This window comes from Variovorax sp. OV329 (genome assembly GCF_900114785.1).
Lineage (GTDB): Bacteria > Pseudomonadota > Gammaproteobacteria > Burkholderiales > Burkholderiaceae_C > Variovorax.
In genome coordinates this window covers 341,641-361,708 of record NZ_FOUG01000001.1, presented here as the reverse complement: position 1 = coordinate 361,708, position 20,068 = coordinate 341,641, and the positions used below count along the sequence as shown (strand labels likewise).

17 protein-coding genes are annotated in these 20,068 nt (G+C 68.6%); 13 read left to right on the top strand and 4 right to left on the bottom strand.

The features are described 5' to 3' along the window. The first annotated feature begins 1 nt into the window (after nt 1). From BM345_RS01630 to BM345_RS01585, 10 genes are all read left to right on the top strand, one after another. Nucleotides 2–1,426, top strand: a complete 1,425-nt coding sequence (locus BM345_RS01630) for an enolase C-terminal domain-like protein (protein ID WP_093374834.1) — start codon at nt 2–4, stop codon at nt 1,424–1,426. A gap of 146 nt (nt 1,427–1,572) precedes the next feature. Further along, nucleotides 1,573–2,553 (top strand): tripartite tricarboxylate transporter substrate binding protein, encoded by a 981-nt coding sequence (locus BM345_RS01625; protein ID WP_093374832.1) that lies wholly within the window; start codon nt 1,573–1,575, stop codon nt 2,551–2,553. Nucleotides 2,554–2,587: 34 nt separating this feature from the next. Beyond that, nucleotides 2,588–3,763: a Gfo/Idh/MocA family protein gene (locus tag BM345_RS01620; RefSeq protein WP_093374830.1), complete on the top strand. Its 1,176-nt coding sequence runs from the start codon at nt 2,588–2,590 to the stop codon at nt 3,761–3,763. A 13-nt stretch (nt 3,764–3,776) separates the two neighbouring features. Next, nucleotides 3,777–4,961, top strand: coding sequence for a dihydrodipicolinate synthase family protein (locus tag BM345_RS01615; RefSeq protein WP_093374828.1), 1,185 nt, complete (start codon nt 3,777–3,779; stop codon nt 4,959–4,961). 68 nt (nt 4,962–5,029) lie between these two features. After that, on the top strand, nt 5,030–5,953 hold the full coding sequence (locus BM345_RS01610; RefSeq protein ID WP_254789471.1) for a Bug family tripartite tricarboxylate transporter substrate binding protein: 924 nt from the start codon (nt 5,030–5,032) through the stop codon (nt 5,951–5,953). Continuing rightward, entirely contained in the window at nt 5,931–6,638 is a 708-nt protein-coding gene (locus tag BM345_RS01605; protein WP_093374824.1) for an SDR family NAD(P)-dependent oxidoreductase, read from the top strand. Before BM345_RS01610 ends, BM345_RS01605 begins: the two co-directional genes overlap by 23 nt. Continuing rightward, the gene (locus tag BM345_RS01600) at nt 6,635–7,564 is read left to right on the top strand and encodes an NAD(P)-dependent oxidoreductase (RefSeq protein WP_093374822.1); all 930 of its coding nucleotides are present in this window, start codon (nt 6,635–6,637) and stop codon (nt 7,562–7,564) included. Before BM345_RS01605 ends, BM345_RS01600 begins: the two co-directional genes overlap by 4 nt. A gap of 11 nt (nt 7,565–7,575) precedes the next feature. Then, nucleotides 7,576–8,454 (top strand): sugar phosphate isomerase/epimerase family protein, encoded by an 879-nt coding sequence (locus tag BM345_RS01595; RefSeq protein WP_093374820.1) that lies wholly within the window; start codon nt 7,576–7,578, stop codon nt 8,452–8,454. A gap of 43 nt (nt 8,455–8,497) precedes the next feature. After that, the gene (locus BM345_RS01590; protein ID WP_093375272.1) at nt 8,498–9,595 is read left to right on the top strand and encodes a DNA glycosylase AlkZ-like family protein; all 1,098 of its coding nucleotides are present in this window, start codon (nt 8,498–8,500) and stop codon (nt 9,593–9,595) included. A gap of 146 nt (nt 9,596–9,741) precedes the next feature. Further along, a complete protein-coding gene (locus tag BM345_RS01585) occupies nt 9,742–10,470 on the top strand; it encodes an alpha/beta fold hydrolase (RefSeq protein ID WP_093374818.1) in 729 nt (242 codons plus the stop codon). Between the two features lie 19 nt (nt 10,471–10,489). Here the strand turns inward: BM345_RS01585 and BM345_RS01580 are convergent, their stop codons facing one another. Together BM345_RS01580 and ettA are read right to left on the bottom strand one after the other, a co-directional pair. Beyond that, on the bottom strand, nt 10,490–11,785 hold the full coding sequence (locus tag BM345_RS01580) for a PQQ-dependent sugar dehydrogenase (protein ID WP_093374816.1): 1,296 nt from the start codon (nt 11,783–11,785) through the stop codon (nt 10,490–10,492). Nucleotides 11,786–11,860: 75 nt separating this feature from the next. Continuing rightward, a complete protein-coding gene (gene ettA, locus BM345_RS01575) occupies nt 11,861–13,522 on the bottom strand; it encodes an energy-dependent translational throttle protein EttA (protein ID WP_093374814.1) in 1,662 nt (553 codons plus the stop codon). 264 nt (nt 13,523–13,786) lie between these two features. On the opposite strand from ettA, the gene BM345_RS01570 reads away from it, so the two are divergent. From BM345_RS01570 to BM345_RS01560, 3 genes are all read left to right on the top strand, one after another. Then, the gene (locus BM345_RS01570) at nt 13,787–15,745 is read left to right on the top strand and encodes a DUF3857 domain-containing transglutaminase family protein (protein WP_175544864.1); all 1,959 of its coding nucleotides are present in this window, start codon (nt 13,787–13,789) and stop codon (nt 15,743–15,745) included. A gap of 272 nt (nt 15,746–16,017) precedes the next feature. Continuing rightward, nucleotides 16,018–17,811 (top strand): DEAD/DEAH box helicase, encoded by a 1,794-nt coding sequence (locus BM345_RS01565; RefSeq protein WP_093374810.1) that lies wholly within the window; start codon nt 16,018–16,020, stop codon nt 17,809–17,811. A 95-nt stretch (nt 17,812–17,906) separates the two neighbouring features. Then, on the top strand, nt 17,907–18,473 hold the full coding sequence (locus BM345_RS01560; protein ID WP_093374808.1) for a GNAT family N-acetyltransferase: 567 nt from the start codon (nt 17,907–17,909) through the stop codon (nt 18,471–18,473). On the opposite strand, the gene BM345_RS01555 is transcribed toward BM345_RS01560, so the two are convergent. Then, nucleotides 18,470–19,291, bottom strand: coding sequence for an IclR family transcriptional regulator (locus BM345_RS01555; protein ID WP_093374806.1), 822 nt, complete (start codon nt 19,289–19,291; stop codon nt 18,470–18,472). The two genes, BM345_RS01560 and BM345_RS01555, sit on opposite strands and share 4 nt — an antisense overlap. Before the next feature lie 54 nt (nt 19,292–19,345). Next, the gene (locus BM345_RS01550) at nt 19,346–20,065 is read right to left on the bottom strand and encodes an SDR family NAD(P)-dependent oxidoreductase (RefSeq protein WP_093374804.1); all 720 of its coding nucleotides are present in this window, start codon (nt 20,063–20,065) and stop codon (nt 19,346–19,348) included. Between the last annotated feature and the right edge of the window lie 3 nt (nt 20,066–20,068).

The window sequence follows — 20,068 nt, the reverse complement described above, 5'->3', positions numbered from 1 at the left end:
CATGCCCACGCCGGCCCCACGCTTCGCCGTCGAAGCCATCCGCTTCTTCGAGCGCGAGGTGGTGCTGCGCCTGCCCTTCCGCTTCGGGGCGGCCACGGTCACCGCCTGTCCGCAGGTGTACGTGCATGCGCGCATCCGCCTGGAAGACGGCAGCATCGGCGAAGGGTGCGCGGCGGAGATGATGATTCCCAAGTGGTTCGACAAGAACCCCAAGCTGTCCAACGAGGACAACTTCAACCAGCTGCGGCGCGCGCTGCATCAGGCACGCGCGGCCTACACGTCCAGCAGCGACATGCACACCGCATGGGGGCATTTCGCGGCCCACTACACGCCGCTGATGGACGCTGGCCAGCGCGCCGGACTGAACCCGCTGGTGAGCAGCTACGGCCCGGCCCTGCTGGACCGCGCGCTGCTGGATGCCCTGTGCCTGCTGTATGACCGCAGCTTCGCCGACGCCATGTCGGCCAACCTGGGCGGCATCGCGCCGGCCGAGCTGGCCCCGGACCTGCAGGGTTTCGACTTCGATGCCTTTGCCGCCACCCGGCAGCCACGCCAGCGCATCGCGGCGCGCCACACGGTGGGCCTGGCAGACGCCATCGAGGAGGCCGAGGCCGCCGCTGGCGGTGCGCCCCGAGACGGCCTGCCCGCCTCGCTGGAGGCGGCCATTGCGCAATACGGCCACCGCCACTTCAAGCTCAAGCTCTGCGGCGACACCGCCGCGGACCTGCAGCGGCTGTCACGCATCGCGCGGCTGATCGACCCGATCGCCGAACTGGTCACGCTGGACGGCAACGAGCAGTACGAAGACGCCGCCGCCTTCGAACAGTTCCTGGAGGCCTTCCTTGCCGAGCCGGCGTTGCGCCAGCTGGCGGCGAAGTGCGCCTTCATCGAGCAGCCCATCCAGCGCGCCACGGCCCTGCACCAGGACCTGTCGGGCGCCGCCGCTCGCATGCCGCTGCTGGTGGATGAATCCGACAGCCGCATCGAGAGCTTCCTGGAGGCACAGGCGCTGGGCTACCGCGGCGTGTCCAGCAAGAGCTGCAAGGGCTTCTACAAGTCCGCCATCAACGCCGCCCGCTGCGCGCAGGGCAGCGAACAGGCCCGCCTCTTTCTCTCGGGCGAAGACCTGACCATGCAAGCCGGCGTGGGCCTGCAACAGGACCTGGCGCTGGTCAGCTGGCTGGGCCTCTCGCACGTGGAGCGCAACGGCCACCACTACGTCAACGGCATGGCCGCCCTGCCCGAGGAGGAGCAGAAGAACTTCCTGCGCGTTCACCCTGACCTCTACCAGCACAGCGCCGGCGCGGTACGGCTGCGCATCGAAGGCGGCCAGCTGGAGCTGGGCTCCCTGATGGCCGAGCCCGGCTTCGGCGGCACGGGCAAGGGCGGCGGCATCCATTGGGATGCCATGCGAACTGATTGGTGAATTAATTCCTTACCAAATGCCCCTGGCAGGCAAGCGTTTCACGCATTTCCTAGGGAAATGAACTCTTGACCCGCGCCAGAAGCCGCTCCTAGAATTCCTTCTATTCACTATCCGGTGAATTAAGAACACAACGGAGACCTCTGGAGATGAATCGCTTTGCCCGCCTTGCCGCCGCCAGTTCGCTCGTCGCCCTGGCCAGCCTCGCCGCCACCGGCGCACTTGCGCAGAACGGCTACCCCACCAAGCCGATCCGCGTCGTCGTGCCCTTTGCCGCGGGCAGCACCACGGACATCATTGCCCGCGCCATCACGGACAAGATGAGCGCCAGCATGGGCCAGGCGGTGGTCATCGACAACCGCGCGGGCGCCAGCGGCACGATCGGCCAGCAGATGGTGGCCACGGCCGCGCCGGACGGCTACACGATCATGATTCACTCGTCCTCGCACACGGTCAGCCCCTCGACATTTGCCAAGCTGCCCTTCGACACGGTGCACGACTTCGCGGGCATCACGCCCATCTCCACGCTGCCCAACGCGCTGGTGATCTCGCCCTCCAAGAACATCAAGACGCTGCAGGAACTACTGGCCGCCGCGCGCGCCAAGCCGGGCAGCATCAACTACGCCTCGGCCGGACAGGGCAGCGCCACCCACCTGAACGCCGAGAAGTTCCGCGTGGCCGCGAAGATCGAAGCGACCAACATCCCCTTCAAGGGATCGGGCGAGGCCGTCACCGAGGTGATGGCCGGCCGCGTGGACTACTACTTCTCGCCCATCGCCCCGGTGATCGGCCAGATCAAGGAAGGCCAGCTGGTGGCCCTGGCCGTGGGCTCGCCGCAGCGCTCCAGCGCCCTGCCCAACGTGCCCACCACCGCCGAAGCCGGCGTGCCGGGCTCGGAGTTCAACTTCTGGATCGGCATGATGGCCCCGGCCAAGACGCCGCGCGACGTCGTCAACCGCCTGCACGACGAAGTGCAGAAGGCGCTGGCAAGCCCCGAGGTGAAGGAACGCTTCCACAAGCTGGGCGCCGACGCGTGGACGCTCAAGCCCGAGCAGTTCGACGCCTACATCCAGGACGAGATCAAGAGCAACGCGGCGCTGGTCAAGGCGGCCGGCCTGCAGCCGCAGTAAGCGGCCCAACCCACCCTCAGGAGGACAGCACATCATGGCAACCCAACGACTCGGCCTCATCATGCACGGCGTCACCGGACGCATGGGCATGAACCAGCACCTGATCCGCTCCATCTGCGCCATCCGTGCGCAGGGCGGCGTGACCCTTTCGAACGGCGACAAGGTCATGCCCGACCCGATCCTCGTCGGCCGCAACGCCGAGAAGATGGAAGCGCTGGCCAAGGCGCACGGCATCGCTCGCTGGGGCACCGACCTGGACGCGGCGCTCGCCAATCCCGACGACACCGTGTTCTTCGATGCCGGCACCACGCAGATGCGCCCGACGCTGCTGGCCAAGGCCATCCGCGCCGGCAAGCACGTGTACTGCGAGAAGCCCATCGCCACCAACCTGAACGAGGCGGTGGAGATCGCGCGCCTGGCCGACGAAGCCGGCCGCACCAAGGGCATCAAGCACGGCGCGGTGCAGGACAAGCTCTTCTTGCCCGGCCTGCGCAAGCTGGACATGCTGCGCCGCGCCGGCTTCTTCGGCCGCATGCTCAGCGTGCGCCTGGAGTTCGGCTACTGGGTGTTCGAAGGCGACCTGCAGCCCACCCAGCGCCCCAGCTGGAACTACCGCAAGGAAGACGGCGGCGGGATGATCCTGGACATGATGTGCCACTGGCGCTACGTGCTTGACAACCTCTTCGGCGAAGTGAAGTCGGTGAGCTGCCTTGGCACCACCCACATCCCCACCCGCTGGGACGAAGAGGGCAAGCCCTACCAGGCCACCGCCGACGACGCCGCCTACGCCACCTGCGAGCTCACTGGCCACAACGGCGAGCCGGTGATCGCGCAGCTCAACATGAGCTGGGTGACGCGCGTGCGCCGGGACGACCTGGTGACCTTCCATGTCGACGGCACCGACGGCTCGGCCGTCGCCGGCTTGTCCAGCTGCCGCGCCCAGTCGCGCGTGGCCACGCCGCGCCCGGTGTGGAACCCGGACGAGAAGCAGACCATGAACTTCTTTGACCAGTGGCAGGAGATCCCGGATTCGCAGGTCTACGACAACGGCTTCAAGATCCAGTGGGAACACTTCATCCGCCACGTGGTGGAAGACGCGCCCTACAAGTGGACCCTGCCCGAAGGCGCCAAGGGCGTGCAGCTGGTCGAGACCGCGCTGGACAGCTGGAAGGAACGCCGCTGGATCGACGTGCCCCCGCTGAAGATCTGATCGCGAGCAGCTCATGGCACTCACCATCAACCTCCCCACCGCCGGCGGCGCGCTGGCCCCCTACACCCTGCAGGGCCGCGTGCTGTCGCGCCCGCCCGCAGGCCTGAAGTTCAACCGCATCGCCTACTCGGCCGCGCACGTGGTGGCCGATCCGCTGGCCCCGGTCGATCCGTGGCTGCAGGCGGCCGTCGACTGGGACGCCACCATCAACTACCGGCGCCACCTGTGGTCGCTGGGGCTGGGCGTGGCGGAGGCCATGGACACCGCGCAGCGCGGCATGGGCCTGGACTGGCCCACTTCCCTGGAACTGATCCGCCGCTCCATCGACGCGGCCAAGGACATTCCCGGTGCTTTCCTGGCCAGCGGCTGCGGCACCGACCACCTCGACATCGATTCGGTGAAGAGCGTGGACGACGTGATTCGCGGCTATGAAGAGCAGATGGCCGCCATCGAGGCACTCGGCGGCAAGCTGATCGTCATGGCCAGCCGCGCCCTCGCCCGCGTGGCGAAGAGCCCGGCCGACTACGAGCGTGTGTACGACCGCGTGCTGCGCCAGGCGAAGCAGCCGGTGGTGCTGCACTGGCTGGGCGACATGTTCGACCCGGCGCTGGCCGGCTACTGGGGCAGCGCGGATCCGGATGCCGCCATGGAGACGGCGCTGGCGGTGATTGCCGCCAACCCGACGAAGGTCGACGGCATCAAGATCTCGCTGCTCGACAAGGACAAAGAGATCGCGATGCGCCGCCGCCTGCCTTCGGGCGTGCGCATGTACACCGGCGACGACTTCAACTACGCCGAGCTGATCGCCGGCGACGGCCATGGCAGCGATCCGCTGCACGGCAAGAGCGATGCGCTGCTGGGCATCTTCGATGCCATCGCACCGGCCGCCAGCGCCGCGCTGGGAGAGCTGGCCCAGGGCAACGAGAAGAAGTTCCACGACATCCTGGGCCCCACGGTGCCGCTGTCGCGCCACATCTTTGCGGCGCCCACTCGCTTCTACAAGACGGGCGTGGTGTTCATGGCCTGGCTCAACGGCCACCAGAAGCACTTCACCATGGTGGGCGGCCAGCAGAGCACCCGCTCGCTGCGGCACCTGGCCGAGCTGTTCCGCCTGGCCGATGCGGCGCATGTGCTGGAAAAGCCGGAGCTGGCGGTACAGCGCATGAAGACGCTGCTCGCCCTGAACGGCATCGACTGAATTCCTGCAAGCAACTCGCGAGGAGACAAGCCATGAAGAACTGGGCCAAGCCACTGCTGGCGGTGGCGATGAGCGGCTTCGCCGCGCTCGCCGCCGCACAGAACTACCCGACCAAGCCGGTGCGGGTCATCATCCCCTTCCCGCCCGGCGGCACGCTGGACACCGTGGGCCGTCTGCTCGCACAGAAGCTCAGCGATCAGATGGGCCAGCCCTTCGTGGTCGACAACAAGCCGGGCGGCAATGGCGTCATCGGCGCCGACGTGGTGGCCAAGTCGCCCGCCGACGGCTACACGCTGCTCTTCAATGCGTCCACCTTCACCACGGCACCGATGACGATGAAGTCGGCGCCCTACGGCGTGGTGAAGGACTTCGAGCCCATCGCCCTGGTGGCCAAGGCGCCGCTGGCGGTGTCGATCAACAAGAACCTGCCGATCACCGACATCAAGTCGATGATGAGCTATGCCAAGGCCAATCCCGGCAAGATGAGCTTCGCCGTGGGCTCGGTGGGCTCGGCCGGCCACCTGTCGACCGAACTGCTCAAGCGCGAAGGCAAGCTCGACTACCTCATCGTGCCGTACAAAGGCACGGCGCCGGCCTTCCAGGACCTGGTCGGCGGGCAGATCGACGGCTTCATCGACCCCATCCTGGGCGCATTGCAGTACCACAAGGCCGGCATGCTGCGGGTGATCGCCGTCACCTCCAAGTCGCGCGCGCCCAACCTGCCGGACGTGCCGACGGTCGCCGAGACGGTGCCGGGCTTCGAGTTCTACAGCTGGTACGGCCTGTGGGGCCCGGCCAAGCTGCCCGCCGCCATCACCGCCGCATTGAACACGCAGGTGAACAAGGCGCTGGCCGGCGACATGCAGGAGAAGCTGGCCCAGCAGGGCCTGCTGCTCACGCCCGGCACCGCGGAAGATTTCGTCAAGTTCCAGCGCGAGGACATGGCGCGCTCGCAGAAGATCATCACCGATGGAAACATCAAGGTCGAATGAGCGGCACGCGCTGGTCACCGGCAGCAGTTCCGGCATCGGCCTGGCGCTGGCGCGGCAGCTGATCGAGGCGGGCTGGCAGGTCACCGGTCTCGACCTGGCGGCCGGCGCCTTCGAGCATCCGCGGCTTGCAACGGTGCAGGTCGACCTGTGCGATGCCGCGGCCACCGACCATGCCCTGTCCTCGCTGGCGCCCTTACATGCCTTCGTCCACGCCGCCGGCATCCTGCGGGTGGGCACGCTGGCGGAGCTGGACCCCGAGGACGGCCGGCGCATGTGGACGCTCCATGTGGACGCCGCCACGCGCATCGCCAGGCAGGTGCTGCCGGCGATGGCGAAGGCCGGCGAAGGCCGCGTGGTTCTGATCGGCAGCCGCGTCGCCGACGGCATCGCCGGACGCAGCCAGTACGCGGCCAGCAAGGCCGCGCTGCGAGCGCTGGCGCGCAGTTGGGCGGCCGAAGTGGTGGCACGCGGCGTGACGGTCAACATGGTCTCGCCGGCCGCCACCGAAACGCCCATGCTCAAGGACCCGGCCCGCAGCGGCACCGCCCCCAAACTGCCGCCCATGGGCCGGCTCATCCGCCCCGAGGAAGTCGCCTCGATGGTCTCCTACCTGCTCTCGCCAGCGGCCGAGGCCATCACGGGGCAGGACATCCGCATCTGCGGCGGCGCCTCGCTCGTGCCATGAACGCCGCGACGCTCCACGCTCCGCCTGCGCCGGTCGGCATCGTCGGCCTCGGCCTGGTCGGCAGTGCGATCGCGCAGCGGCTGCGCGCGGCCGGGCACGCCACCCTCGGCTTCGACCTGAGGCCCGAAGCACGCAATGCCTTCGACGAAGCCGGCGGCCAGGCCGTGGCGACGCTGGCCGAGATGGCCGTGCGTTGCGAGATCGTCGTGCTGGCCGTCTTCGAGACGCGCGACGTACTGCAGGTCACGGAAGGCGCCGACGGACTGCTCTCTCGCGCGAACGCCATCCGCGCACTCGTCGACTGTTCCACCGGCACGCCCGACCTGCTGGCGGCGCTGGCCACACGTCTGCAGGCACGCGGCATCGACTTCGTCGAGGCGCCGCTGTCGGGTTCCAGCCAGCAGATCGAACAGGGCGAGGCCACCGTGCTGATGGGCGGCGAGGCGGCGGCCATCGCCCGCTGCTCGTCCGTGCTGGACGCCCTGTCCACGCACCGCATCCATGTGGGCGGCGCCGGCTTCGGCGCCAAGGCCAAGCTCGCGACCAACCTGGTGCTGGGCCTGAACCGAGCCGTGCTGGCCGAAGGCCTGGTGTTCGCGGAGCAGTTGGGCATCGCACCGCAGACCTTCCTGGAGCTGGTGCTGGCCACGCCGGCACGATCAGCCGCGGCCGAGGCCAAGGGGCGGATGATGGTCGAGGGCCAGTTCGCACCGCAGTCGCGCATCCGCCAGCACCTGAAGGACGTGGACCTGATGCTCTCGCGCGCCGAGGCGGCGGGCCAGTGCCTGCCGCTGTCGCAAGTCCATGCCGAGTTGCTGCGCCGGGCCGTCGAGGCGGGCGACGGTGAGCTCGACAACGCCGCCATCGTGCGGCAGATGCGGCGTGAAGGCACGCCGCCTGCCGCTTCCCGCTCTTCCTCTTCCTGAAAAGAACTTCCATGCGCGACTTCTCGCAAGACCACCACTGGCTTTCCATCAACACCGCCACCGTGCGGCGCCAGCAGGGCGAGGAGGTGGGCCTCGCTCGCATCATCGACCAGTGCGCCGAGCGCGGCGTGCGCGCCATCAGCCCCTGGCGAGACCAGGTGGCCGCCGCAGGCCTGGACAAGGTGGCGGCGCAGTTGCGTGCGCACGGCATGGGGCTTTCGGGCTACTGCCGCGGCGGCTTCTACCCTGCCCCCGACGCGGCCGGCCTGAAGGCCGCGCTGGAAGACAACCGGCGCGCCATCGACGAGGCCAAGACGCTGGACGCGCCCTGCCTGGTGCTGGTGGTGGGCAGCCTGCCCGGAGCACTCGCTGGCAAGGCGGCCTACAAGGACATCGGCCGTGCGCGCAGCGAAGTGCATGACGGCATCGCCGCATCGCTGGAGTACGCACGAGAGGTGGGCATGCCCCTGGCCATCGAGCCGCTGCACCCGATGCAGGCGGCAGAGCGCGCGTGCATCAACACGCTCGAGCAGGCGCTGGACATCTGCGACGAACTGGACCCGGGCAAGAGCGGCATGCTGGGCGTGGCGCTCGACGTCTACCACGTGTGGTGGGACCCCAAGCTGCAGCAGCAGATCGAGCGCGCCGGCCGCGAGCGCCTGCTGGCCTACCACGTGTGCGACTGGCTCACGCCCACGCGCGACCTTCTCAACGACCGCGGGATGATGGGCGACGGCGTGATCGAGCTGCGCAAGATCCGCGGCTGGGTCGAGGCTGCAGGCTACGCGGGCTACAGCGAAGTGGAGATCTTCTCGACACAGGACTGGTGGCTGCGCAGCGGTGACGAGACGCTGGACACCTGCATCGAGCGCCATCGCAGCGTGGTCTGACAAGGCCCTGCACGCCGGGGCAGGCTGTGCTGCAATGCACCGCATGGCCGGTCCCGATCTCGACGCCCTGCGGCGCTACGCCGTCGCCCGCACCCTCTTCGCTCCAACCACCCTCGGGCGCGCCATCGGCCGCCTGGGCTTCGTTCAGGCCGACCCCATCCGCGCACCCGCACGCGCGCAGGACCTCACGCTGCGCCACCGCGTGAAGGACTATGTCGCCGGCGACCTGGAGCGCCGCTATGCGCGCCTGCCCATCGAGGAGGACTGCCTGGTCAACTACGGCTTCCTGCCGCGCGAGCATCTGGCGCTCATGCATCCCCGCGAAGCCGCCAAGGCCTGGGATGCGGCCACGCGCCGCAAGGCGCAGGAGGTGCTGGACTTCGTGCGCAGCAAGGGCAAGGTGCATCCGCGCGAGGTGGAAGCGCACTTCGCCCACGGCCGCGTGCACAACTACTGGGGCGGTTCCAGCAACGCCAGCACGCAGCTGCTGGACGGCATGCACTACCGCGGCATGCTGCGCGTGGCGCGGCGCGACAGCGGCACGCGCATCTACGAAGCAGTCGACCATGCGCCGCCCCTCGACGACAGCCCGGCCGGCCGCGCCTTCCGCGCTGCCGCGCTGCTCGAACTGGTGGTGCGCAAGTACGCGCCCCTGCCCGCCTCCAGCCTGGTCTACCTCACGCGACTGCTGCGCTACGGCGCGCCGCACCTGCAGGCGCAGACCCAGGCCGCGATGCGCGAGGCACTGGGCCTTCTGGCCAGCGCACGCATCGACGGCACCACCTGGTACTGGCCGGCCGACGAGAACCCGGCCTCGCGCCGCTGGGCCACTGACGACGCGCTTCGGCTGCTCGCGCCCTTCGACCCCATCGTGTGGGACCGGCGGCGCTTCGAGCTGCTCTGGGGCTGGCGCTACAAGTTCGAGGCCTACACGCCGGCCGCGCAGCGCCGCCTGGGCTACTACGCCCTGCCCCTGCTGTGGCACGAGCAGGTGATCGGCTGGGCCACGCTGTCGTCGAAGGACGGCCGGCTGACACCGACCCTGGGCTATGCCGCCGCGGCGCCGCGCGGCGCAGCCTTCCGCGCCGCGCTGGACGACGAGCTGCACCGCATGACCGCCTTCCTGAACGGTGGCCGCTGAGGCGGGCAAGTCCCATCTCCCCGCCTGGGGCGCCCGCAACACAATGGCCGGGGCGCCGCTGCACGCAAGATGGGCGCCATGCACGGCACGCAGCCCGCCGACGCAGAGCGGGCTCATCACACGCAAGCCACAACAAGGAGACGACGATGAGCGATACCTATGTCCTGGTCCATGGCGCCTGGCACACCGGCGCCGAGCTGGAAGCCACCGCGGAGCACCTGCGCAAGGCAGGCCACACGGTGCATTGCCCCACGCTGGCGGGCAACCGCGCCAGCGACGACCGCAGCCGCGTCGGCCTGAAGGACGCGGTCGATTCGCTGGTGCAGTTCATCGAATCGAAGGACCTGCGCGACGTGCGCCTGGCGGGCCACAGCTACGGCGGCATGGTGATTTCCGGCGCGGCGCAGCAGGTGGCGGCGCGCCTGAAGCGACTGGTCTACATCAACGCTTTCGTGCCGCTCGACGGCCAGTGCCTCAACGACATGGTGCCGCCACATTACGTGCAGCTCTTCGACTCGATCGCTGGCGCGCAGAACAACGCGGTGATGCTGCCCTTCCCGATCTGGCGCGAGGCTTTCATCAACGACGCGGACCTGGCGCTGGCCACCTCGGCCTTCGAGCAGCTCAACCCGCATCCCTACAAGACCTTCACCGACCCGATCGTGCTGGCGCAGCCGCTGGCCGCGCTGGAGGTGGGCAAGTCCTACCTCAACTGCCAGCAGGACGCGGCGCTGCCGCACAGCCTGCCCTGGCATCCGCGGCTGTCGGAGCGGCTGGGCCTGTTCCGGCTGGTCGAATGCCCGGGCAGCCACGAGATGTGGTTCTCCAACCCGGCGCGCCTGGCGCAGGCGATCATCGAAGCCGGGCGCGACTGAAGGCCGCTGGCGTGCGGCGCTATTGCGCCTCGTAGCGCAGCAGCTTGCCGTTGGGGCTGGCGTCGGTGAGCAGGTACAGCCAGCCGTCCGGCCCCTGGCGCACATCGCGGATGCGCTCGCCACGCTCTGCCAGCAGCCGCTCGCGCGCGGTCACGACATTGCCGCTGAGCGTCATGCGCCACAGCGCCGTGCCCGCCAGTGCGCCGGTGAACAGGCTGCCTTTCCATTGCGGAATGGCGTCCGCGCTGTAGAAGGCCAGGCCGCTGGGCGCGATGGATGACTTCTGGCCGGTGGTCCAGGCCGATCCGTCGATCATTTCCCAATAGGTCACGGGCTGGTCCATGCCGGCCTTGGCCGTGCCCTCGCCCACCTGCGTCGTCGTGCCGTATTCCTGGCCGTAGCTGATGATGGGCCAGCCGTAGTTGTGCCCGGGCAGGATGCGGTTGATTTCGTCGCCGCCCTGCGGGCCGTGCTCGCTGACCCACAGCTCGCCCGTTGCCGGGTTCAACGCCGCGCCTTGAGGATTGCGGTGGCCGTAGCTCCAGACCGAGTCGATGTGGGTACCAGTTGGAGGAACGGGCGTCTGGTTTGGGTTCCCAGGCGCCGGTCCTCCGTCCGTGGTGATCCTCATAACTTTCCCGTTGTCTCGGGTCAGGTCCTGCGCGAAGCCGCGCTGATCGTCCAGCAGCCGCTCGCCCATCGTCACGAAGAGCTGCCCGCTGCGGTCGAACACCAGCCGCGAGCCGAAATGCGCCGTGCTGTTCACCTTGGGCGTCTGCCGGAAGATCACGGTCACGCTGCTCAGCGCGCGCGTGTCCGGGTCGAGCACCGCCCGTGCCACGGCCGTTCCGTTGGAGTTGGTGGTGCCCTCGGAATAGCTGAGATAGATGCGCCGGTTGCTCGCAAAGTCGGGGTCCACCGCCACGTCGAGCAGGCCACCCTGGCCCGCCACGAGGACGGCAGGCACGCCGCTCACGCTGTCGCCGCCGGCCGGCATCGAGCCATCCGCCTGCCGCAGCCGCAGCGTGCCGCCGCGCTCGGTGATGAGCATGCGGCGGTCCGGCAGGAAGGCCAGGCCCCAGGGACTGCTGAGATTGTTGATGAGCTCGGTGAGCTTGAGTTGCACCGAGCCGGGCGTTGCCGGCGTCACCGGCTGGCCGACCGTGCCACCGGTGGTGGTGGTGCCGGCGATGGTGTTGCCCTGCGCGGCCGGGGTGGCCGCCGGCGTGCTGCTGCCACCGCCACCGCCGCAATGGCTGAGCGCCGCGGCCAATAGCAACCACAGCGGCAATTGCCAGGTCTTCGCAGGTCGCATGCTGCACCTCGATCGGTCTAGTCCCTAGACCGGCCAGTATGCGCCGCGACCTGCGGCCCGGCTGTCAGCCGTCTCTTACTTCAGCGCCTTGTAGCGCACGCGATGGGGCTTGGCGCCTTCTTCGCCCAGGCGCCTCTTCTTGTCGGCCTCGTACTCCTGGTAGTTGCCGTCGTAGAAGTACCACTGCGAATCGCCTTCGGCCGCCAGGATGTGGGTGGCGATGCGGTCCAGGAACCAGCGATCGTGGCTGATGACCATCACGGTTCCGGCGTATTCCAGCAGCGCATCTTCCAGCGCACGCAGGGTTTCCACGTCCAGGTCGTTCGAGGGTTCGTCCAGCATCAGCACGTTGCCGCCCTGGATCAGCGTCTTGGCCAGGTGCAGGCGGCCACGTTCACCGCCGGAGAGGTTGCCCACCTTCTTCTGCTGGTCCTGGCCGTTGAAGTTGAAGCGGCCCGCATAGGCGCGGCTGGCCATCTGGAACTTGCCCACGTTGATGATGTCCAGGCCGTTGGAGATGTCCTCCCACACGGTCTTCTCGTCGGACAGCACGTCGCGCGACTGGTCCACGAAGGCCATCTTCACCGTCTGGCCGATCACCACCTCGCCCGAATCGGGCTTCTCGCGGCCAGACACCAGCTTGAACAGCGTCGACTTGCCGGCGCCGTTCGGGCCGATGATGCCCACGATGGCACCGGCCGGGATGTTGAAGCTCAGGTCGTCGATCAGCACGCGGTCGCCAAAGCTCTTGCTGACGTTCTTGAACTCGATCACCTGGCTGCCCAGGCGTTCGGCCACCGGAATGAAGATTTCCTGCGTCTCGTTGCGGCGCTGGTATTCGATGTCGCTCAGTTCCTCGAAGCGGGCCAGGCGCGACTTGCTCTTGGCCTGGCGTGCCTTGGGGTTCTGGCGCACCCACTCCAGTTCCTTCTTCATGGCCTTGGCATGGGCTTCCTCGCCCTTCTGCTCGGCCTCCAGGCGGGCTTCCTTCTGCTCCAGCCAGTTGCTGTAGTTGCCCTTCCATGGAATGCCGCGTCCACGGTCCAGTTCCAGGATCCACTCGGCGGCGTTGTCCAGGAAGTAGCGATCGTGGGTGATGGCGACCACGGTTCCCGTGAAGCGCTGCAGGAAGATTTCCAGCCACTCGACCGACTCGGCGTCCAGGTGGTTGGTGGGCTCGTCGAGCAGCAGCATGTCGGGCTTGGACAAGAGCAGCTTGCACAGCGCCACGCGGCGCTTCTCGCCGCCCGACAGCAGGCCGATCTTGGCGTCCCACGCCGGCAGGCGCAGCGCGTCGGCGGCGATCTCGATCTGGTGCTCGGAGTCGGTGCCGGCGGCGGCGATCACCGCCTCCAGCTCGCCCTGCTCCTTGGCCAGCGCGTCGAAGTCGGCATCTTCCTCGGCGTAGGCCGCGTAGATTTCTTCCAGGCGCTTCTTGGCGTTGTTGACCTCGCCCATCGCCTCGTCGATTTCCTCGCGCACGGTGTGCTCGGGGTTGAGCTTGGGCTCCTGCTCCAGGTAGCCGATGGTCAGGCCCGGCATCGGCAGGGCTTCGCCCTCGATCTCCTTGTCGATGCCGGCCATGATCTTCAGCAGCGAGGACTTGCCCGAGCCGTTGAGGCCCAGCACGCCGATCTTGGCGCCGGGGAAGAAGGAAAGGGAGATGTCCTTCAAGATCTGCCGCTTGGGCGGCACGGTCTTGGAGACCCGATTCATGGTGTAGACGTACTGAGCCATGTCTGTGGTGCTTTTCGCTCTGGAAGACTGATGGGAGGGGTCGAAAGCCTGCTTCGACCTGGCGAGGTTCCGGGCGCCGGGGCGAGATGCGCTGCGCGGCGGCCGGCCTGAGGCCCTCGAGTCTACCGCAGGGGCCTTTTTCGGGTTCCCTGCGGGGCCGACCGTCGCTATATTTCCCTGCAACGAGGCCGCCATCCGAAGGAATGGCCGATGGCCGTGCCCCGCGTCGCAGCGGGGCCACCAATCGCTCAACAGGGAGAAAACATGACGTCCATGCGACACGCACTGCCGTGGCCGCGCACTTCTGCGCGCTCCGGCGCGGCTTCGGGCCGCCTTTCCACGCTTCCCGGGCACTTTTCGGCGCTGTTGCGCTGGCTGGGGCTGCTGCTGGCACTGCTGGCCTGCGCGGCGGCCCAGGCGCAGCAGCTGAATACCGCCGCGGCCTTGTTCAAGGTCAACCGCTATGACCTGCTCTGGCGGGTCGACGCCGATGCGAGCGCCGTGATGGAGCAATCCATGGAAGAGGAAGCCCTGTCGGACCAGGGAGCCCAGGGCCTCACCAAGTACACCCGCATGTACAACAAGGCCCTCTCGACGCTGGAGGTGCTGGAGGCCTACACCCTCAAGGCGGATGGCCGGAAGCTGCCGGTGGGCGCCGATGGCATGCAGAAGCAGAGCGGAATGGCTTCCGCCGGCACAGCCGCCAGCTGGCCGGATGCCGAAGTCATCCAGATCACGTTCCCGAATGTGCAGAAGGGCGACCGCGTGGCGTGGAAGATCCGCACCCGGCAGCACAGGCCGCAGCTGCCCGGTTGGGCCAGCCTGCAGGAGTACCTGCCGCCACTGGTGGACTACGACAGCTTCCATGCGCGGATCGAGGCCCCGCAGGCCCTGGGGCTGAAGGTGGTCGCCACGGGCATCCCGCTGGTGGCGTCCACGTCGGGGACGACGGCCGTCTGGGAGTCGCAGGCCAGGCTGGCCGCGAGCGTCATCGACAACACGCCCTACAACACCCTGGTCAGCTATCCGCGACTGCTGGCCTCGACGGTCGGCACGTCCGAAGAGCTGGTGGCCTTGTTCGCGCGCGGCTTCGACGCCAAGGCCGTCGTCGGCGACAAGGTCCGCGAACTCGCACTGCAGATCACCGCCGGCAAGCGCAGCACGCAGGACAAGGCCGCTGCCATCCACGACTGGATGCGCAAGAACATCCGCTACGTGGCGGTCTACCTCGGCACCGGCGGCTGGGTGCCGCACGACGTGGACTGGATCCTCGCCAACGGCTACGGCGACTGCAAGGACAAGGCACTGCTCGAGGTGACGCTGCTCAGGGCGTTGGGCATCGAGGCGGTACCCGTGCTGATCAGCACCTTCAACGAGTACATGCCGCCCGAGCTGGCCAACGGCTTCAACCACTGCATCGTCTACATCCCTTCGCTGCAGCTTTTCGCCGACCCGACCGACAATCGCATCCCCTTCGGCTCGCTCCCGCTGGCCGACTCGGGCAAGCCGGTAGCTTTGGCCCTGGCCCAGGGTGGCCGCATGATGCAGACGCCGGTGCTCGACCCCGCGCGCAACAGCATCGTCGTGAAAACCGTGCTCGACATCGATGCCAGGGGCAAGGCGAAGGGCTCGGTCGAGATCCAGGCCGAAGGCATGGCCGGCACCGAGCTGCAGGATCGCCTGGCCGCCCTCCCCGAAGGCATGAATGCCATCGCGGTGCAGAAACTCCTGGAGACCGACCATTGGCGCGGCCGCGGGCGGGCGGACTATGCGCCGGTGCAGCGCGAGCAGCAGACCCAGGCGCTGGCGATCCGCGACCTGGAGATCGACAACCTGCTGAACGACCCGCAAAGCGGCTCGATCAACCCGCAGCCCCGGCTGGCCATGCCGACCTACGCGATCCGCAATACCGGCAACTACGGCGCTGCCAGCCGCAGCTACGCAATGGGGTGCACGCCCATCCGCCTGCGCGAGGAGGCCGAGCTGCGCTTCGACCCGGCCTACAAGCTGCTGCGCATCCCGCAGGACTTCAAGCAGGAGGGCCCTGACGGCATCGCCTTCGAGGCCCGCTACCAGCGCGAAGGCAACACGGTGAAGACCACGCGCGAGCTCACGCTGTCGCAGCCCCGCCAGTACTGCACGCCCGCGCAGTACGCCCTGCGCAAGCCCGCCATGGACGCCATCCTGAAGAACCTGCGCGGCACGGTCCTCTTCGAGCAATAACGCGCGCGGCCCCGGGGGGCATGGCGCGGCGAAAATCGGGCCCCGCCAGCGCCATGTCCCAACTCATGAGACAATGTCACCTGTTGCCGGCCCAGTCGACCGCAACACCGGCTCTTCGCCGGGGATGAGGGAAGCCTCCCGCGTCGGTTCACCCGATGCCATCCGGGCTCCCGGTCCCAATCCTGTCCCATCCGCCTTTGGCTGACCCGACGTCATCGAGACACCGGGCATGGCGGATACCACCGCGCCGTGAAGGGCGCATATTGATATCAATGAACTTTGACGATCTGAAGCTGGCTCCGGCCATCTTGAAAGCCGTGCACGAGCAGGGCTACGAAACTCCCACCCCCATCCAGGCGCAAGCCATTCCCGTGGTCCTCGAAGGCCACGACCTTCTGGGCGGCGCCCAGACCGGCACCGGCAAGACCGCTGCCTTCACCCTGCCCATGCTGCACAAGCTCACGATGAGCCGCAGCGCCACCAACAAGTTCGGCGGCACCGGCATCCGCGCCCTGGTGCTCACCCCCACCCGCGAACTCGCCGCGCAGGTCGAGGAATCGGTGCGCACCTACGGCAAGTACCTGCAGCTCTCGTCCACCGTCATCTTCGGCGGCGTGGGCATGAACCCGCAGGTCGCCCGCCTCAAGAAGGGCGTGGACATCCTGGTGGCCACCCCCGGCCGCCTGCTGGACCTGTCGCAGCAAGGCATGCTGGACCTGTCCACCGTGCAGATCCTGGTGCTCGACGAAGCCGACCGCATGCTGGACATGGGCTTCATCCACGACGTGAAGAAGGTGCTGGCCCTGGTGCCCAAGGACAAGCAGAGCCTGCTGTTCTCGGCCACCTTCAGCGACGAGATCCGCGACCTGGCCAACGGCCTCCTGCGCGACCCGCAGAGCGTGCAGGTCACGCCCCGCAACACCACCGTGCAACGCATCACCCAGGTGATCCACCCGGTGGGCCGCGGCAAGAAGAAGGCGCTGCTCGCGCACATCATCAACGAGAACAACTGGAGCCAGGTGCTGGTGTTCACCCGCACCAAGTTCGGCGCCAACAACGTGGCCGAGTTCCTGACCAAGAACGGCGTCTCGGCCATGGCGCTGCACGGCAACAAGAGCCAGAGCGCCCGCACGCAGGCGCTGGCCGGCTTCAAGAGCGGCGAGATCCGCGCGCTGGTGGCCACCGACATCGCCGCCCGCGGCATCGACATCGACGAGCTGCCGCACGTGGTGAACTACGAGATCCCCAACGTCAGCGAAGACTACGTGCACCGCATCGGCCGCACCGGCCGTGCCGGCAACAGCGGCGAGGCCGTGAGCCTGGTGTGCCTGGACGAAGAAGGCTTCATGCAGGAGATCGAGCGCTTCACCAAGCAGCAGATTCCGGTGAAGGTCGTCGAGGGCTACGCCCCCGAGGAAGGCGAGCGGGCCGAGCCCATCGCCATGGGTCGCCAGACCATCTGGGGCGGCGCTGGCCGTCCGCCCAGCCGCGAGGTGATGCAGGCTGCGGCCAAGTCCGCTCGCCAGGAGATGATGCAGCGCATCCGCGACAACAAGGGTGCCCAGGGTGCGGGCCGTGGCGCCGGCAACGGCGGCGGCGGCCGCAACGGTGGCAAGGCCGGCGGCGAAGCCCGTGACGGCGCCAACGGTGGCCAGGGTGCTGCCGGCAATGGCGGCGGCAACGGCAGCCGCCGCAACCGTCGCGGCGGCCAGGGCGCAGCCCGCGCGCCGCAACCGCACGGCACCCACCACCACACCCAGCACCAGCAGCACGGCGCCCACGTGCAAGAGGAGCGCCAGCCGCGCCATCACGGCAACAGCCAGAGCCCGACCCAGGCCGATGCAGTGGCGCATCGCCGAGCCGAAGCCGGCAGCGGTTTTGGCGCAGGCCAGCCCGATCCGCTGCGCACCAGCGTCGACAGCATGGGCGGCCGTGGCCGCCGTGGTGGCGGTGGCGGTGGCGGTGGTGGTGGCGGTGGCGGTGGCGGCAACCGCGGTGGCAACCGTGGCGGCGGCTACGGCGGCGGCGGCAATGGCGGCGGCAACGGTGGCGGCTATCGCCGCTGACCGGATGCGCCGCTAGTCCGGCGCTGCCCCGGCGATCCCTCCCTGCCCGCCCGGGCTCGGAGGGATTTTTCTTTTGCGCGTGCATCATCGCCACCATGGCCATTGCAGAACTGAAGACGACGCGACTGCTGCTGCGCGACTGGCGGCCCGAGGACGAGGCACCCTACGCCGCGCTCAACGCCGACCCTGAGGTGATGCGCTACCTGCTCGGCCCCATCGACCGTGAGAAGAGCGACGCGCAGATCGGCAGTTTTCGCGAGCACTTCGAGCGCGAGGGCTTCGGGCGCTGGGCAGTCGAAGTGCCGGGCGTCGCACCCTTCATCGGCACAGTCGGCATCACGCGCATGCCCTACTCGACGCCCTTCACGCCGGCGGTCGAGGTCTCATGGCGGCTGGCACGCGCGCACTGGCGCCAGGGATTAGCCTGCGAAGCCGCGCAAGCCGCGCTCGCCTTCGGCTTCGAGCAGGCCGGCCTCGCAGAGATCGTCTCGATCACGGTGCCCGCCAACCTGCGCTCGCAAGCCGTGATGCAGCGGCTGGGCATGACGCGCGACGTGGCAGGTGATTTCGACCATCCGAACGTGCCGGTCGGCCACGCGCTTCAGCGCCACGTGCTCTATCGCATGAGCAAGCAAGCCTGGCGCGAGAGAAGCCCCGGCTAGACCATCCGGGCCGACGCCAATGAAGGCGTGGCCGCGATGTGCTCCGAGATCGCCTTGCAGGCCGCCAGCAGCGGTTGCACATAGGCCGCCTGCGTGTCTTCCTTGGCACGGAAGCGCAGCGTGGTCACGCTGATGGCGGCCAGCGGCGCGCCGTCGGCACCGAGCACGGCCGCGCCGTAGCACTGGATGCCCGGCTCGTGCTCCTCGTCGTCCATCGACCAGCCGCGCTCGCGCGTGAGGTCCAGCTGCTTGCGCAGGGCCGGCAGCTTCGTCAGTGTCTTGTCGGTGTAGACCGGCATCGCCAGCCCGTCGAGCAGGCGCTCGCGCTCCGACTCGCCCAGCTGCGCCAGGAAGGCCTTGCCCACCGCCGTGGCGTGCAGGCACACGGTGGTGCCGATGCGCGAACTCATCTGCACGGCCGAGGGGCTTTCCAGCTTCTCGATGTAGACCATCACCGAGCCGCTGGGCACCGCCAGGTGCACGGTCTCGCCCGTGACGTCGCGCAGGCGCTTGAGTTCGTCCACGGCTGCCAGGCGCAGCTCGGAGCGGCCCCAGCTGCGGCTGGCCAGCTGCAGCAGGCGCGGGCCCAGCCCGTAGCCGATGCCACCCGGGCGCTCGGCCACCAGGCCTTCCACCAGCAGCGCAGCGACGATGCGATGGACCGTGGGACGCGGGTAGCCGCTGGCCTGCACCAGGCGTGCCATGGGCAGGGGCTCGGCAGCGTCCGCGACGATCTGCAGCACATGCATGAATTTGGAGAAAGCCGCAGTACCCGCCACGGCGGGGACCGCGGCAGCGGCTTCGCGTTGCTTGGGCATCAACTGGGAATCGAGGAGGAACGACGCCGGATTATCGGCGCCCTCCCCGCCCGATCAGGCAACGAGGTAGCCGCCGTCCACCGGCAGGATCACGCCCGTCACGAAGGCCGCGGCCGGCGAGCACAGGAAGGTCACGGCCTGCGCCACGTCCTCCGGCAGGCCCCAGCGGCCCATCGGCGTGCGCGCCAGGATCGATTCGCTGCGGCCCGCATCCTCCTGCAGTGCCTGCGTGAGCGGCGTGGCGATCCAGCCCGGCGCCACCGCATTCACGCGGATCTTGTCGGCCGCATAGGCCAGCGCCAGCGACTTGGTCAGCTGCGCCACGCCGCCCTTGCTGGCGGAATAGCCCGGCACCAGGCCGCCACCGAAGAAGCTCAGCATCGACGCGGTGTTGACGATGCTGCCGCCGCGCCCCTGCATCAGCGGCCGCGCGGCCGAGCACAGGCGCATGGTGCCGGTGAGGTTGACGGCCACCACGCGCTCGAACACCTCGGGGTCGTGCTCGGCGCCGCGGCGGATCATGCCGGCGCAATTCACCAGGATGTCCAGCGAAGCGATGCCTTCGAGCATGCCCGTGACCGACGCCGCATCGGCCACATCGCCGGTGCGCACCTCGATGCCATCGGCCAGCGAGCCGTCGCCTCCGTCCAGCCCCACCGCCCGGACCTGCGCGCCCAGGCTCGCAAGATGGTTGGCGATGGCCGCGCCGATGCCCTGCGTGGCGCCGGTGACCAGGGCGCGGCGGCCCTGGAAAAGTCCTGCTTCGTAAGTCATCGG

Excerpts from the sequence above, each read along its gene's own strand:
- BM345_RS01625 (WP_093374832.1), top strand. The coding sequence starts at position 1,573 with ATGAATCGCTTTGCCCGCCTTGCCGCCGCCAGTTCGCTCGTCGCCCTG.
- BM345_RS01615 (WP_093374828.1), top strand. The coding sequence starts at position 3,777 with ATGGCACTCACCATCAACCTCCCCACCGCCGGCGGCGCGCTGGCCCCC.
- BM345_RS01610 (WP_254789471.1), top strand. The coding sequence starts at position 5,030 with ATGAGCGGCTTCGCCGCGCTCGCCGCCGCACAGAACTACCCGACCAAG.
- BM345_RS01595 (WP_093374820.1), top strand. The coding sequence starts at position 7,576 with ATGCGCGACTTCTCGCAAGACCACCACTGGCTTTCCATCAACACCGCC.
- BM345_RS01590 (WP_093375272.1), top strand. The coding sequence starts at position 8,498 with ATGGCCGGTCCCGATCTCGACGCCCTGCGGCGCTACGCCGTCGCCCGC.
- BM345_RS01605 (WP_093374824.1), top strand. The coding sequence starts at position 5,931 with ATGGAAACATCAAGGTCGAATGAGCGGCACGCGCTGGTCACCGGCAGC.
- BM345_RS01560 (WP_093374808.1), top strand. The coding sequence starts at position 17,907 with ATGGCCATTGCAGAACTGAAGACGACGCGACTGCTGCTGCGCGACTGG.
- ettA (WP_093374814.1), bottom strand. The coding sequence starts at position 13,522 with ATGGCTCAGTACGTCTACACCATGAATCGGGTCTCCAAGACCGTGCCG.
- BM345_RS01570 (WP_175544864.1), top strand. The coding sequence starts at position 13,787 with ATGACGTCCATGCGACACGCACTGCCGTGGCCGCGCACTTCTGCGCGC.
- BM345_RS01630 (WP_093374834.1), top strand. The coding sequence starts at position 2 with ATGCCCACGCCGGCCCCACGCTTCGCCGTCGAAGCCATCCGCTTCTTC.
- BM345_RS01565 (WP_093374810.1), top strand. The coding sequence starts at position 16,018 with ATGAACTTTGACGATCTGAAGCTGGCTCCGGCCATCTTGAAAGCCGTG.
- BM345_RS01600 (WP_093374822.1), top strand. The coding sequence starts at position 6,635 with ATGAACGCCGCGACGCTCCACGCTCCGCCTGCGCCGGTCGGCATCGTC.
- BM345_RS01550 (WP_093374804.1), bottom strand. The coding sequence starts at position 20,065 with ATGACTTACGAAGCAGGACTTTTCCAGGGCCGCCGCGCCCTGGTCACC.
- BM345_RS01585 (WP_093374818.1), top strand. The coding sequence starts at position 9,742 with ATGAGCGATACCTATGTCCTGGTCCATGGCGCCTGGCACACCGGCGCC.
- BM345_RS01580 (WP_093374816.1), bottom strand. The coding sequence starts at position 11,785 with ATGCGACCTGCGAAGACCTGGCAATTGCCGCTGTGGTTGCTATTGGCC.
- BM345_RS01620 (WP_093374830.1), top strand. The coding sequence starts at position 2,588 with ATGGCAACCCAACGACTCGGCCTCATCATGCACGGCGTCACCGGACGC.
- BM345_RS01555 (WP_093374806.1), bottom strand. The coding sequence starts at position 19,291 with ATGCCCAAGCAACGCGAAGCCGCTGCCGCGGTCCCCGCCGTGGCGGGT.